Origin of the sequence: Raoultibacter phocaeensis, from assembly GCF_901411515.1 — a bacterium.
Classification (GTDB): domain Bacteria; phylum Actinomycetota; class Coriobacteriia; order Coriobacteriales; family Eggerthellaceae; genus Raoultibacter; species Raoultibacter phocaeensis.
Genome location: NZ_CABDUX010000001.1, coordinates 618,157 through 632,269, shown reverse-complemented (window position 1 = coordinate 632,269; position 14,113 = coordinate 618,157). Strand labels below are relative to the sequence as shown.

Here is a 14,113-nt window from a genome sequence, read left to right as displayed (position 1 = left end):
AGAGAAAAAAGCCTGGAAAAATGTCGTTTAGCGAAGGTTGGCGGACAAAAGGTCGACCAAGAGCCGCAAGAATCGGCTTGCACCTTTGAGATTGGACATCCGTTTCTTTGGCGAGGCTCTATTCTCGCGGGTTATGCCATCTACTGAATCAGAGAGTGTGGCACAACTCATACTTTTACTACCATACTATAAAAAATTTAAAACGATGTATACTTTTAGTAGTATGATAGTAAAAGTATCATCACGACAAAGGAGGATGATGGATGAAGCTCAAAGAGCGCCCCATCTACATCGACAAGCTTATTGCGGCTCGAGACAATGGTCTCGTCAAAGTGGTTGTCGGTATGCGTCGATGCGGAAAATCCTCCTTGCTCGAATTGTTTGCGCAGCATTTGCGCAAAAGCGGCATGCCTGAAGCCAACATCGTTTTTCTTAAGCTCGAATCATCTGCTTGCTTTGACATACTCGATCATCGTGATCTCGTCGATGCGGTGAAGATGCGCGTAGAAGGAAGAGGACGGTGCTGCGTTTTGTTGGACGAGGTGCAGCTTGTCGAAGCATGGGAGCGAGCAGTGAATGCGCTCTGCGTTGATTTCGATGTCGATGTGTATCTTACGGGTTCGAACGCATATCTCCTGTCGAGTCAGTTGGCTACCTTGCTATCCGGACGATATATCGAGATTCAGATGTATCCGTTGTCATTCAGAGAATTCGTTGATTTCACGGGAGAGCAGAACCACGAACGAGCGCTTGAGCGTTATCTCAAGCACGGTGGGCTTCCGCCAGTTGTCGAGCAGGGGGAGGACGGGGCGCTCGCCCAAACGGTTTTGTCCGGAATATACAACACGGTGTTCGTGAAAGACATCGCGCAGCATGTTCAGATTCGCAACCCCCTTGTGTTCAACGACGTAGCCTGCTTTTTGGCGGATACGGCGGGTTCGAGCGTTTCGATCACTAATATCGGAAATAGGTTGAAGAGCGCTCGCAGGCAGACCGCTACCGATACGATCGAGCGGTACCTCCAGGCGCTTGTCGATGCGTTTTTGTTTTATCGGACGAAGCGCTTCGACATGAGAGGCGGTACCATCTTGCAAGGGCTCGACAAGTACTATCCTTCCGATTTGGGAATTAAGAACATGTTGCTAGGATTTCCGAAACGGGATTATGGGTTTTCGTTCGAGACCATCGTGCACAACGAGCTTAAGGTGCGCGGGTATGAAGTGCGCATCGGAAAAGCGGATGCGTGCGAAATCGACTTTATCGCAACGCGATTCGACGAAGTGCTGTACGTGCAGGTGAGTGCAAGTATTCTGGACGAGGGTACGCGACGGCGCGAGTTCGAAGCATTCAGGGCGGTCCCGTGGGGAGCGGGGCACATGCTGCTCATCACAGCCGACAAGATCGGGCTTGGACGGACTGATGGCGTCGAAGTGGTGAACCTTGTCGATTGGCTGCTTAAGCCTGGACGCTAGTTCTGCAATATTCGGTAGCATGAATGTACAGCGTTGCCCGTGGGCAAACCGCAGCTGCGCGAGCGATTACGCAACGGTGCTGTCGATGAGAGCGAGCAGCTCTTCGCGCGACGAGACTTCGACTTTGCGGTAGATGTTGCGGATGTGGGTGCGCACGGTGCTCACCGAGAGCACGAGCGTTTTGGCGATGAACACGGGGTTGTGGCCTCGCCCCATGTAGAGCAGAATTTCCGCCTCGCGAGGCGACAGGGCGCTTTCGCGGGCGATTTCCTCGCAGCGCAGCTTCAAGAACTCCTCGACGGGAACGGCGGCGACGGTCGAGGCTTGCTGCTCGTCGCGCGAGCGGGAAAGCGAGACGAGCGCTGCAAGAATGAGCCCCACGAAATACAGGGTGCTGATAACGAGGAGCGCAGGCCCCAGAATATCCTCTGCGACGGCTTGGCCGACCTGGATGCCTATAAGTGATACGGCCGAGAACGCCGCAAGCGTGCCGCCGAATACGAGCGTAGGGGGAAACTCGCGGGCGTGGGCGACGGCGCACAGCGCTGCGAGCGCAAGCAGCCCCAGCATGGCGAAGAACACGTAGACTGTCGCCGCGCCGATCCACTGCGGCACCGTGTCGAGCGGAAAGCTGTTGAACACGATGAGCGCAAGCGCGCATACGGGAAGAAGCATCTGGTAGATGAACGAGAAGAAGGGGCGTTTGATGCGTGCGAAGCAGAAGGGGATGACGATCAAGGGGGCGATCATTCCTGCAAAGACCTCGATATCGTAGACGCCGAACAGGTTGAATTTCCGGGCTGACATCGTGAAGGCGAACACGATGAACCCGATAAACGGCGCGGCGGCCACCGAGGCGAGCCGTCTGAACGTCTGCACGACGGTTTCGCTTCCCTGTTTGGCGGGGAGCTCCTCTTCTTCTGCTTCGGTATCCGGGTCGGAGCCTATTGATTTCGCGCACGTTTTGACGATCGGAACCGCTACTCCGATGACGAGCATGAGGCCATACGAAACGAGCAGCGCGAAGCCGCTCAACGACGACAGCATGAACGCGACGATCGATCCGATGCCGCAGAACACGGCGAGGTGGAAAAGCGCTCGGCGTATGTCCATCGAGGCGAACAAAGCGCCCCACGCGATGCAGAGAGGAATAAGGCCGATGCCGCATGCAACGCCGGCGGCAATTTCGAGCGAAGCGAGTAAGGGAGGCGAGCCAAGCGCATCAAATGCCATGAGCGCAAACCCGCAAAGATACAGTGCTGTCGAGCCGACGATCGACGGGAGTGAGAAGAGGCGCTTTTCCAGGGGGCGATTCAGCGAGAGCAGCGCGAGAGCGGCTCCCGTAACAAGGGCGCTAAAGAGTAGGGGGTTTACGAACCATCCGATCGACTCCGAAGGAACGTCGAGCGAGCTTGTGAACGTGACGACGTTGGGGGAGTAGATCGGAATGGTTGCGAAGAATGCGGCAAAAGCAGCAAGCTTTGCTTTGAATCGGATTTTGAATCGCATGTGCCTCCCTCGCTCCTTGCACCATGATACCGCCAAAGTCGTGTTCGCGTGCCGCGAAACGGTTTGCGAACCGCTCCGTTGCCTGTTTACCTCAAAAGCGTGATGCCGAAACGACGCTTTCCTACCATTTTACCGAAATAGTGCGATTTTTCATCTGCCTGCGGTTTTCAACAATAAGCCTGTGCAATGAGGGGGTGTCCGCCTGAAAGCCGGTTCGCTTCCCATCCTCCCTCATCCCTTATATCGGCTTTCAGGCGGATGCCTCCTCAGAAACCGTTGATACCCATAGGAGGGAATCGCCATGAGTGAAAAAACCATGCACAACGAAACGTTCGAAACGAGGAAATCCGGGTTATCCCGCCGCGCCTTCCTTGGGCTCGGGGCCGCCGCGGTCGTTGCGGGGGCGGGGCTTGCCGGGTGCAGCCCGTCTACGCCGGCCGATGCCGAGGCCGCATCGTCGAAAGGCGGATCGGGATCGTCCGCAAGCGGATCGTCGTCTGCCGCAGCGTGGCGCACGGCACCCGCTGCGCCAAGCGAGGTTGCCGAAGAGGCCGAGTGCGACGTGCTTGTTATAGGGCTGGGCCATGCGGGAAGCTGCGCTGCCCGTGCGGCTGCAGAGGGCGGTGCAACCGTGTGTGCTTTCGAGAAGCAGGAGCTCGACGCGCGTTCGTACATGTCGGGCGGCCAGGTCGGCCACATCAACTCCGAGCTTTTGGCAAGCCAAGGGGTGCCCGAGGTCGACGAGCTCGTGTTCATGAACGATTGGATGCTGCGCCACAACAACCGTCCGAACCCCGGCCTCATCCGTCGCTACGCCGCTAACTCGGGCGCATGTTTCGACTGGCTGTTCGGCGAGTACATCGACGATCCTGCGAGTGTGGTCATTCGGCAGTGGCCCGCAAACGACGCGTATCAGGAGCAGATAGGCGGCCTGCGCGGGTTCATCGGATGCGCCCATACCGGTGATTTCATGACCGCAGCGCTCGATCATTGCGCCGAAGTCGTCGAGCAGAGTGGCGGTACGGTGTACTACGGCACGAGCGGATATTTGCTCATCACCGATGATGCGGGGGCGGTTACGGGTGCGTACGGAGAAAAATCCGACGGCACGTACGTCAAGGTTACGGCGATGAAGGGTGTTATCTTGGCGGGGGGCGGTTTCGGCGGCAATGCCGACATGCTCACCGATCTGTATGCCGAAAGCCTCGGGCTCAAGGCGGAGGGCGAAACGCTTTCCCCAGGCATGGATCAAGATGGATCGGGCGTGGCGCTCGGCTATTGGGCGGGCGGCAAGCTCGACCCGTGCATGAGCGGCATGGGCGGCAACTACTTCTATCCGTGCGACTCGCCGAGCGACCCTGCGGGTACCGCTCCGGTGCTCTGGCTCAACAGCTTGGGCGAGCGGTACTGCAACGAGGGCTTCGGCTCGATCGAGCTTGCCGCCATCCCCGGTGCGAAAGAACCTTCGGGCATCATCGCTACCGTGTTCGGAAGCAACGTCGACGACTACGTGTACGCGCAGGTTCCTTCCCATATGGCGATCGACTATGCTCATGAGGCGAGCCAGCCGAGCATGTCGGGACTGCACGAAGCGATGGAAAAGGCCCTTGCGGGTGGAGCTGCGGGCTCGGCCGGTGCCGACGATGCTTCGGGTGACGCTGCCGCGGCGGGTCCCACTGCCGATGCAGGCGGAGAAGGCGAGGCTCCTGCAGGCGGCGGGGAAAGTGGCGGCGCACCTGCAGGCGGCGGCGCTCCCGGAGGACCTGGCGGCAGCACGACCGTGTACTGCTCGGACGATCTTGCGACCCTTGCAGGCTATCTCGGCTACACCGGCGAAGCGGTCGATACGTTCGTCGCATCGGTCGAGCGCTACAACGAGCTGTGCGATCAGGGGCGCGACGAGGACTTCGGAAAAGACGCCCATCTCATGATCAAAATGGAAGCACCTTATTACGCGTACTGCGCGGAAAAAGAAATCGGTGCACCCATGGTAACTACGTCGGGCCTGCTCGTAAACCAGGACAGCCAGGTGCTCGACCAGAACTGCAATCCTCTCCCCGGCTTGTACGCCGCCGGCAACAACTCCGGCAGCCGCTTTGGATACCAGTACACGACATCCATTTCGGGCGTGAGCCTCGGTATCGCCCAGACGCAAGGGTACATGGTCGGCAAGCTCGTAGCCGATGCTCAGTAGGTTTCAGCGGTTTCTGATCGGTAGAACCAAGCGGGTCGAAAGAGTGCCTTTCGACCCGCTTTCAAGCGAAATTACTTTGTGTATCACTGATCGTGCAGTGTGGTGCTGCATTGGCCTTCGGGTAGCGCATAGTTTTCTTCTGCCTGCGGTTCACCGCCTTCCAAAACAGAAACGCATGTGCTGATTTGCGGATCCTTTCGTACAGCCCGTATAAAGTTAGCGACCATGATAACGACGATGAGCGTGAAGGGAAGCGCACCGACGATGGTGCCCGTTTGGATGGTGTCGAGCACCCCGTCGCCGCCAAGGAGCAAGAGCACGAGCGTGACGACTGCGATCAGGGCGACGAGAACGGCCTTAAACGGAGGACTCGGTTTGGCGACGGTCGAGACGAAGCCCGAAAGCGCATGAACGCCCGAATCGATCGATGTTATGAAGTACGTGCCGACAAGTACGGTGGATATCGCTACGACGAGCAGCCCGACATAAGGTATCGCTTGGCCCATCGCAAACAAGCCCGACGAGGTATCCTGCATGACTGCAGCAGTGATGGCTCCGCCGAGGGCATCATCGTAATTCAGCGCCGTTCCGCCTATGATGCCGATCCACACGACTACGACGATCGATGGGATGCCGATGATGCCCAAGACGAACTCGCGCAGCGTTCGGCCCCGAGAAATCGAGGCGATGAACGAAGCGACGAACGGGGAGAAGGCAAAGCACCAACAGAATATGAATACCGACCATGCCCCGTTCCAGCTATCGGACCAGGTTCCCAATCCTCCTGCTGTCGACGTTTCCATAAATGTGCTCATGGGCACGAACGTCTGAATATAGGTCCCGATGCTTTCAGGTATGAGATGCAGAAGAAACAACGTGGGCCCGAACACGAAGACGAGCACGAGTAAGACGATCGAAAGAACGGAATTCGCCTTGCTGATGCGCTGCATTCCCTTCTGCACGCCGACGAACACCGATAGGGCGGTGATAAGTCCGATGACCACGATAACGCCGACCTTGAGCACGAGATTCGAGTCGATGCCGAAAAGAGAACTCAGTCCTGAACCGAATTGCATCGAGGCGAATCCGAACGAGGTAGCAAGGCCAAGGATGGTCGTGATGACGGCAAGCCACTCGATGACGAGTCCGCCGCCGCGGCGTATCGGCTTCGGCAGGATGTCTTCGCATGCACCGCGAAACGACCCGCTTTTTCCGCGGTTGAACCGTGCGTATGCCATGCAGATCGCTACGATGCAATAGATGGCCCATGCGGTGATGGCCCAATGAAAGTACGACCAGGCCATGGCACCGTTATCTACGCCGACGGGGAACGTGTCGAGCAGGGGGTTATCGGTACGCACGAGAATGGGCTCTGCTACCGACCAGAAGATGAGGCCGATACCCTGCCCGCAGGCGAACAGCATCGAATACCAGGCGAATCGGCTGTATTCGGGCTTCGCATCCGGACCGCCCAATCGGATCGAACGGTATTTTCCGAACGCTATCCACAGGCACAGTACCAGTGCAAGCAAGGCTGCGAAGACGATCCACCATCCGAAGTATTCCGTGATGAACGTACGGAGGTTTTGGATGGTGTCGTACGCAGCCGACGGGTTTGCTACCGCCGCGCCTACGATGATCGCAACGATTGCCGCCGTTGCGATCCGTATGGCGATATCGTCTTTGCGGGCTTTCGTCGTCGCTGAGGATGCGGCTCGCCCAGGATCACCTTTATTCGAATTCATCGAGAACAGCTCCCACCATGTGCTCGGTTGCGGCGTCACGCAGAATCCGACCTTTTTCGGCCGATGCGGCTGCGGCGCACGACAGACATCCCGATGCCGGCGTGTAGTCGGGATTAATTGGTAAGATATCATATTTTGGCATGTCGGCAGGCGGCTCGATTACCACCTTGTCCATATCCACCAAATCGGGGTAGAACAGCAGCATGAGCGAAGTCTCCATGACGCCGGCATGCTCGAGATCCCAGCCGGTGAACCCTTCGGGGTACAAGCGCTCGATCGTTTCGTCATCGACGAAATCCCAGTACGACATAAGCATTACCTTGACGTCGCCAATACCGGCTAACTTCAGCTCGCGTGTGGCAAGATCGACCCCCTCGAAGACGAACTGGTAGTTTTCGTAGTGGCCGTTCATAAACACGATGCGCCTCACCCCGTCTTCGGCGAGGTTGATCACGATTTCCTTCACCATGCCGATAAGGGTCGATGCGCTGAGGCTCGTCGTACCCGAAAGATGAAACCCACCCCCCGAACGCTGCTGGGATTTGTAGCCGTAGACGATGGGAGCAGCCACGATGCCGCCAACGCGTACGGCAACGGATGCGGCCATTTGCTTGGTGAGCGCAGCATCGACGCACATAGCCATATGCGGTCCGTGTTGTTCGAATGCGCCGACCGGCACGAAAACGATCGGATTGTCTTGCTCGAGGATGCCGCGATAGGTAAACGCGTCCATCTCTTCCATGAAAACGGTGTTCGCAGGCATGGCTTAGTCCTCCTTTGCGCTGGCGGTCGGCGGTGTGCTGGCGATTGGCGGCACGGCGGAAGTCGGCGATGCGCTGGCAGTCGGCGGTACGCTGGCGGTCTGAGGTGTGCTCGCGATTCGAGCAGGTATCTGGTCGTGATCGAGCGGCAACGCCTTGTCGTTGCAGGTGATGGATGGAGAACCGTTTTCGGCTTCCGCTAGCAATGAATCTCCGTCGACAGGACCCGCTCCGATCGCGCCCGCAGCTTGAACCTCGAGCTGAGCTGGCTGCTTGTTGGCGGCATTCGTCGAAAAGAATATCTGCGATACGCCTCCTAAGATGATGAGTCCACCGCCGATGAGCTGAAACGTGGTGAGCACTTCACCGAACAAAAGCAGCCCGAGCAACGAGGCCATGATCGTTTCCTGATAGGAGATCGCGGCGAGTTCGCCGGCTTTCAGCATTTTAGTGGCGTAGGCAAGCAGGTGAAACGCGATGAATCCGGTGACCAGCGCGGCGATGACCCATACGATCCACGACGTGGCATCCATAGTGAAGATGCTCCAATCCGCCGTCATGATCTGGCCTGAGGCATCGACCTGCTGTACGCCGTCGACTTTCACCGTGTACTTCAAACCGCCCGAAAGCAGACTGTCAACCGCCATGAGGCCAAGTATGGTGATGAACGCGAACAGAAAGTTCCACCATGAGCGTACGTTCGAGTTGCAGTCTTCCCGGTATCTTCCGACGAACAGGTATAAGCCATATGCAACGCCAGAGAGCAGGCCGATCATGTTGCCGAACATCCACTTTGGATCAAGATCGAGCGTCAAGCCATCGGGAGTAATGATGCCGACGATGAACAGCATGCCGATGACCACGGCGACAATGCAGAGAATGCCCTTGATGTCGAGCTTCTCTTTGAGGAAAATCGCCGCGAGGATGGTCGAGTATATGGGGCCAGTGTAAATGAGAAAGGAAGCGTTCGCGAGCGTTGTGTACTGCGTCGAGATGACGTAGAGGCCCGAGAGCAAGCCGAGGAACACGCCTGAAAGCAACATCGAGGGCGAAAAGCGCGTCTCTTTGATCTTCTTGAAGCTTCCGCTTATGAAGAAGAACGCGATGGTAAGCGTGATGAAGCCGATGAAGTTACGGCCGAACGATATGAAATCGCCCGGCGCGTTGATGAAGCGGCCGAATGCACCTATGCCGCCCATGGCGGACGACGATAGGAACATGAAGATAAAGCCTTTGAGCTTGTATTTAGCTTGCGGGTTCATGTATCCCCCTTAGAGGTTGCGGTCGGTTCCTTTCGCGCGCATGCCGAGGCGAGTGCAGATAGTCGGCTGCACGTGCGAAAGGATCGATCTATGCTGAGGTGGTGGTTGCGTTGAGCCCGTGTCGGGTTGGCCCGGAGTCGGATCGCGGATAAGGAGTGCCGTGAGGCAACCCGGATCCGACTCCGGAAATCGAATGGTCCGCCCTAGTCGTTCCACATCTCCGGGCGCACGAGCGTCGGGTCCTTGACCCTGTTGGGGAAGTAGTCGAGGCAGTCGCCCTCGCGGTAGACGTCGGCGGTGGAGCAGTGCAGGCCGCCGCCGAACGGGTAGGCGTCGCGCAGGTCGCAGGGGATGACGTTCATGCCGAGCTTGTCCATCTGCTCCTGCTGGTAGACCTCGGAGGCCTCCACGATGACGGTCTTGGGGTCGAGCACGAGGCAGTTCATGGACAGCCACACCGAGCTGTAGCACAGCGCCGGCGGCTCGTCGTGGGCGGGCTGGGCGGCCTCGACGATCTGCCAGTCGTTGGCCTCGAAGATCGCGCGCTGCTCCTCGGGGAGCTTGCGGTGCGGGTTGTTGATGATCAGGCCCGGGCGCAGCGGCACGAAGGTCGCGTCGATGTGGATCGGGTAGGGGTCGCCCGGGAAGTTCACGGCGTGCACGCGCAGCTCGGGGTAGTAGCGCTGGAACCAGTCCATGGCGGCGCGGTTGGTGGTCAGGCCGTGCTGGATGAAGAGGTCCTTGCCCATCCTCATCACGTCGGCGGCGTCCCACATGGGCTCGACCTCGGTGGTGACGAAGTCCTTGTTGGCGGTGCGGACGAGGCGCTCCTCGAGGGTGATCTTCTCGTCGTAGTAGTTGTGCTTGTAGGACGCGTCGGTGAGGCGCGGGCGGGGGGCCTGGGTCCACTTGAACTCCGGGTCCTCGTCGAAGTACTGCTTCATGAGCGGCCAGTAGGCCAGGTACTCGAAGTAGCGGCAGCGGAAGGAGTTCGCGGAGGCCATGATCTCGTTGCCGACGGTGAGCAGGATGTCGCGGGGCGGCATGCAGGTCATCATGGAGTCGTTGCGGAAGTCCGGCGTGCCGATGGCCTGGTTCCACTGCAGGGGCGTCGGGCGGTCGACCTTCACGCCGCGGTCCTCGAGGATCTTAACGAGGTTCTCGAGGCACTCGTTGCCGCGCTCGACGGTGGCCAGCGGGCGCAGGCCCCACATGCCGCGCATCTCGGAGTCGACGGGCACCTTCTCGGAGGTCGCGGGCTCCTCGGGCGGGATCATCGAGTTGTCGCACCTGCCCACGATGACGTGCTTCAGCGGGTCCCAGTCGTTCCAAGAGCTGACTATCTTCGCCATGACAGTCTCCTTTCCGGAAGGCGGCGCCTTCCAAGATTTGGGTTTCCGTGCTTCGGTGCGTTCATTTTCAGAATTTTCGAGGCGTATGCCAAGAGGCGGGCGGCGGTGTTTGTTCCGCTCTGCCATCCAGCAGAATCATGGCTTGTCGCCAAATCATGACAGCGAGACAACGTCGTACGAAGCGCGTGACAAATCGCATGGATTTGTCACGCGAAGGGGGAATGAAAGACGGTAATGTAGTACGCTTAAGACAAAGCGAAAACGTTGTCTGTTCGTCGCTTCGAATCTCAACAAAACGTATGTGGTAAGGTTTCTCTGTCGCAGTGGCTCACGTGCCGCAAAGCGAGCAGGAACGGTGGGTGATTGCATGCTGATGGATCTTGCTCATGGAAACGATATATTCGAATCCCCCGACATCAAAACGAAGATGAAGATACTCCATGGCGTGAACAAGTCGCTCGATCAGATCACGATATCGGAAATCTGCGCCAACGCCGGCGTGTCGCGGCAGACCTTCTATCGGCATTTCGAAAGCAAGTACGATATACCTTGGTGGCATTCGATCTTCTGTCGTCAGTTCTATCTCAACGAGATAGGCCGCACCATCGATTGGGTGACGGGGTACTACCATCATTTGCGCCTCATTGCCCAAGAACGTGATTTTTACCGTAAGTCGATCCAGTACAGCATCAACACCCCGTTCGGCCAGACCGTTATGCCCGAAAACCGAAAGACCGTACTGCTTGAAACGCTCGAGAAATACCGCCACATGTCGGTCGATCACAACATGATGTTTCTGGTGGAGATATTCTCAAAGCTCGAATGCGAAGTGCTCAACGACTGGTTTCGGTCCGATCAACCGACGAACCTTGCTCAATGGACCGATGACCTGGTCAGCCTCGTTCCCGACCGTCTGTTCCGTGCTTTGCAGATCGAAGCGCCCAGCAAGATGCATCGTGGTGTGTAGGCTAGTTTGGCGGTGTCAGATCGAACAGAGAGCGCCCGCCGTTTATGGCGGGCGCTTTGGGTCCTGTGCATTGCTGTGTGACGATCGGTCGGTGGCTTTGCTTCCTACACGGCTCACACGCTGCGTGCCGGGTGCCGCGTGCTACCCGAACAGCGCAAGGCTCGCGAATGCGATGAGACCGGCAGCCACTCCGATGCCGATAACGAGGAGCGTTTTCGTGAGCAGGTGGTGTTTGCGCTCCCGCTCGGCCTTTTCGCGGTCCACGGGCTCGCCTTCCATGAACGCGAGGATTTCAGAAAACGTTTTTATATCGTGCTGTTTCTTCATCCGGTCGACGATGATCGAACTTACTAGCGCGACCGCCCAAATTGCAAGAGGAATGAGAAGCCCCATCCACCCCCACAGCTTGAAGCATGGCCCGATCAGCGCGACGCTCAATACCATGCCCGCCAACATCACGTAGCTGAGCTTTTTCATCTTGTTCGCATCAACGGCTTCTTTCATGGCTTTGACATCTCCTTTGACTAATTCGTCTATCGTTACGTCGAAAAGCGCGCTCAGCAGAAGCAGGCTTTGCACATCCGGATACGTACGATCTGTTTCCCAGTTCGAGATCGTCTGCCGCGAAACGTAAATCTTCGCTGCGAGGTCTTCCTGGGACAGTCCACCTGCCGTGCGATAGTTCCGAATCTGATTGCCGAGTTCCACTGCGTTCCTTTCGCCTATAAGAGAGTGCCATGATGAAAGACACCATACCACCAAATGGCTTTGACACTTGTATTTTAGCGGTGTCGAAAGTGTTTGACATGCGTTTGATCTGGTGCATCGAGCCGTGTGGCAAAAAGCGCGCGAAGGATTCGCCTGTCGGTTGTCGTGCCAACTTGGAAAAAAGAAGCAGCCGGATGTATGCCCGGCTGCTTTCGGCGATGGTGCGGCTATTCGTAAATGGATACGATGGCGTCGGCAGGGGTGATGACTGGCTTTCCGCTCTCGTCTACCAAAACCGACAATCCGCAACCGCTCGTCATGTTCGATGACATCAGAAGGTAATTGACGCCCGTTTCGCTGTCGACGATTATTTTTCGCACATTGGTTACCCCTTGCGAATAGATTTCTACAAAACGATCCTTTGCCATGATTTCGTACTCCTTTGCTCGACTACGGGACAGGTGCACGAGCGGCTCGCGTTCACAGCCGATATGCAACTCATGCGAATACGGTATACGATAGTGTGGCATATCCCTTCGGCAGAGGCGTTTTCCTGGTGCCAAAAGTGTTTGACATACGCTTGATCTGGTACGATACGGAATAGAAAAGCGCATCCAGGTGGATGCGCTTTCTGAGTGTGCCTTCGGTGATGCGTGATGTGCAGCTAAGCTTACCCGCCGATGAGCGCTTGGAGCGAGGTGAGGAAGCTCGACATGTTGCGGTAGCACATGAACAGCGTGATCACGATGATCACGACGCCCGCTATGTTCGCGAAGAGATGGTTCTTCCACTTGCCGAGATCCTTGCCGTTCGCACAGTACAGTACGAAGAACGCGATGAACGGAAGCAGGATGGCGTTTGCGGCCTGTGCGACCAAGATGAGCTGCGTGGGGCTGCTGCCGAGCACGATGGCCATGATGCAACCGGCCAGAAGCACGATCATCCAGATGGACTTAAACTTGATGTCCTTCAGGGATTTCTTCCAGCCGAGTACGCCGTTGACGGCGAACGCTGCAGACAGCGAGGCGGTGATGGCGGAAGAGAAGCCTGCAGCCAGAAGACCGAGACCGATCATCCACGTCGCCCACGATCCGAGCAGCGGCTGCAACGCGAGCGCCATATCCTTGCCGTTGGCAACCGTGACGCCGGTGCCGTAGATGTTTGCGGCGGCGCAGATCAGGATGGCCATGGAGATGAGGCCGCCGAGGCCGATCGAGATGACGGCATCGAGGCGCGCATCGGGAACCTGGTCGGGATCCTTCCAGCGCTCACCGGCACCGGAGGCATGGAGGAACAGGTTGTACGGCACGATGGTGGTTCCGATAAGGCCCACGGCGGTCAGGATGCCCGCGGATCCCTCAGCAGGAAGCGAGGGAACGAACAGCCCGTGTACGACAGCACCCCAATCGGGACCCGAGGCGAACGCGGTTACGGCGAATACGACGCCCATGAATACGACGATTCCGGTGAGAATGGCTTCCACGAGCTTGTAGCTGCCGATCCACATGGCAATGAACGCAAGAACGCCGAGAATGACGACGATAATGCCGACGGGTACATCGGGCAGAAACGCCTGGATGCCCAAAATGCCGCCGGTGATGTTGCCCGTTTCGTAGGCGATGTTGCCGACGAAAATGGCGATGAGAACAACTACAATAGCAATCCACATCAGTGCTTTGTTGGGAATGCGATCGCGGATGTTTTCACCAAGGCCTTTTTGGCTGACGATGCCGACACGGGCGGCCATCTCCTGGAAGATGATGGTTGCGACCGTTGCGAACAGCAACGCCCACAGCATCGTGTAGCCGTAGTTTGCGCCGGAAACCGTACAGGTGGTAACCGTACCGGGGCCGATGAAGCCAGCAGCCACGAGCGCACCCGGGCCGATGTTCTTCAGGCGCTGAACTAATGATGAGCTCATGCAACCTCCTTTTCGAGTTTTCTGGTAGAGCATTCGATGAATCCCCTATGCATTGTCGCAGTGCGAGGGGTCCCTTGCGTGCTCCTCTGCAAGAATTAACGAAGCCGAAACGCCTGCTCGAATGCAATGGAATGATTTTACCTGAAAACGCAAGGAATTATGCGCACGTTACGGATTAAGGGAGACTTTAGGAATGATGTTCGCGTTCGGCGGTTGAGCGTT

At 57.5% G+C, this 14,113-nt stretch carries 11 protein-coding genes; 3 read left to right on the top strand and 8 right to left on the bottom strand.

Annotated features, from left to right (window positions below; all coding sequences use genetic code 11):
• Nucleotides 1-263: 263 nt before the first annotated feature.
• Nucleotides 264-1,472: an ATP-binding protein gene (locus FJE54_RS02515; protein ID WP_139651186.1), complete on the top strand. Its 1,209-nt coding sequence runs from the start codon at nucleotides 264-266 to the stop codon at nucleotides 1,470-1,472.
• Nucleotides 1,473-1,538: 66 nt separating this feature from the next.
• Here the strand turns inward: FJE54_RS02515 and FJE54_RS02510 are convergent, their stop codons facing one another.
• Nucleotides 1,539-2,981 (bottom strand): helix-turn-helix transcriptional regulator, encoded by a 1,443-nt coding sequence (locus FJE54_RS02510; RefSeq protein WP_139651185.1) that lies wholly within the window; start codon nucleotides 2,979-2,981, stop codon nucleotides 1,539-1,541.
• 301 nt (nucleotides 2,982-3,282) lie between these two features.
• Between FJE54_RS02510 and FJE54_RS02505 the strand changes: the two genes are divergently transcribed.
• A complete protein-coding gene (locus FJE54_RS02505) occupies nucleotides 3,283-5,175 on the top strand; it encodes an FAD-binding protein (protein ID WP_139651184.1) in 1,893 nt (630 codons plus the stop codon).
• An 83-nt stretch (nucleotides 5,176-5,258) separates the two neighbouring features.
• On the opposite strand, the gene FJE54_RS02500 is transcribed toward FJE54_RS02505, so the two are convergent.
• The 4 genes from FJE54_RS02500 to FJE54_RS02485 form a co-directional block, all read right to left on the bottom strand.
• On the bottom strand, nucleotides 5,259-6,920 hold the full coding sequence (locus tag FJE54_RS02500; RefSeq protein WP_139651183.1) for a BCCT family transporter: 1,662 nt from the start codon (nucleotides 6,918-6,920) through the stop codon (nucleotides 5,259-5,261).
• Nucleotides 6,907-7,683 carry a creatininase gene (locus FJE54_RS02495; RefSeq protein ID WP_139651182.1) on the bottom strand — a complete coding sequence of 259 codons (777 nt, stop codon included), beginning with the start codon at nucleotides 7,681-7,683 and terminating at the stop codon, nucleotides 6,907-6,909. The genes FJE54_RS02500 and FJE54_RS02495 overlap by 14 nt, the downstream gene beginning before the upstream one ends.
• 3 nt (nucleotides 7,684-7,686) lie before the next feature.
• The gene (locus FJE54_RS02490; RefSeq protein ID WP_139651181.1) at nucleotides 7,687-8,943 is read right to left on the bottom strand and encodes a DMT family transporter; all 1,257 of its coding nucleotides are present in this window, start codon (nucleotides 8,941-8,943) and stop codon (nucleotides 7,687-7,689) included.
• Between the two features lie 203 nt (nucleotides 8,944-9,146).
• On the bottom strand, nucleotides 9,147-10,295 hold the full coding sequence (locus FJE54_RS02485) for a serine/threonine protein kinase (protein WP_139651180.1): 1,149 nt from the start codon (nucleotides 10,293-10,295) through the stop codon (nucleotides 9,147-9,149).
• A 355-nt stretch (nucleotides 10,296-10,650) separates the two neighbouring features.
• On the opposite strand from FJE54_RS02485, the gene FJE54_RS02480 reads away from it, so the two are divergent.
• Nucleotides 10,651-11,262 carry a TetR/AcrR family transcriptional regulator gene (locus FJE54_RS02480; RefSeq protein WP_255467180.1) on the top strand — a complete coding sequence of 204 codons (612 nt, stop codon included), beginning with the start codon at nucleotides 10,651-10,653 and terminating at the stop codon, nucleotides 11,260-11,262.
• 141 nt (nucleotides 11,263-11,403) lie between these two features.
• Here the strand turns inward: FJE54_RS02480 and FJE54_RS15945 are convergent, their stop codons facing one another.
• The 3 genes from FJE54_RS15945 to FJE54_RS02465 all read right to left on the bottom strand — a co-directional run bounded on the left by FJE54_RS15945 (nucleotide 11,404) and on the right by FJE54_RS02465 (nucleotide 13,891).
• A complete protein-coding gene (locus tag FJE54_RS15945) occupies nucleotides 11,404-11,970 on the bottom strand; it encodes a helix-turn-helix transcriptional regulator (protein WP_180326513.1) in 567 nt (188 codons plus the stop codon).
• A gap of 227 nt (nucleotides 11,971-12,197) precedes the next feature.
• Complete coding sequence (locus tag FJE54_RS02470) at nucleotides 12,198-12,398, bottom strand: DUF6440 family protein (protein WP_139651178.1); 201 nt, start codon at nucleotides 12,396-12,398, stop codon at nucleotides 12,198-12,200.
• 242 nt (nucleotides 12,399-12,640) lie between these two features.
• A complete protein-coding gene (locus FJE54_RS02465; RefSeq protein ID WP_139651177.1) occupies nucleotides 12,641-13,891 on the bottom strand; it encodes an Nramp family divalent metal transporter in 1,251 nt (416 codons plus the stop codon).
• Nucleotides 13,892-14,113: the final 222 nt, after the last annotated feature.

What these genes read in the sequence shown, in the direction of transcription:
- FJE54_RS02515 (WP_139651186.1), top strand. Translation starts at nt 264, where the DNA reads ATGAAGCTCAAAGAGCGCCCCATCTACATCGACAAGCTTATTGCGGCT.
- FJE54_RS02510 (WP_139651185.1), bottom strand. Translation starts at nt 2,981, where the DNA reads ATGCGATTCAAAATCCGATTCAAAGCAAAGCTTGCTGCTTTTGCCGCA.
- FJE54_RS02505 (WP_139651184.1), top strand. Translation starts at nt 3,283, where the DNA reads ATGAGTGAAAAAACCATGCACAACGAAACGTTCGAAACGAGGAAATCC.
- FJE54_RS02500 (WP_139651183.1), bottom strand. Translation starts at nt 6,920, where the DNA reads ATGAATTCGAATAAAGGTGATCCTGGGCGAGCCGCATCCTCAGCGACG.
- FJE54_RS02495 (WP_139651182.1), bottom strand. Translation starts at nt 7,683, where the DNA reads ATGCCTGCGAACACCGTTTTCATGGAAGAGATGGACGCGTTTACCTAT.
- FJE54_RS02490 (WP_139651181.1), bottom strand. Translation starts at nt 8,943, where the DNA reads ATGAACCCGCAAGCTAAATACAAGCTCAAAGGCTTTATCTTCATGTTC.
- FJE54_RS02485 (WP_139651180.1), bottom strand. Translation starts at nt 10,295, where the DNA reads ATGGCGAAGATAGTCAGCTCTTGGAACGACTGGGACCCGCTGAAGCAC.
- FJE54_RS02470 (WP_139651178.1), bottom strand. Translation starts at nt 12,398, where the DNA reads ATGGCAAAGGATCGTTTTGTAGAAATCTATTCGCAAGGGGTAACCAAT.
- FJE54_RS02465 (WP_139651177.1), bottom strand. Translation starts at nt 13,891, where the DNA reads ATGAGCTCATCATTAGTTCAGCGCCTGAAGAACATCGGCCCGGGTGCG.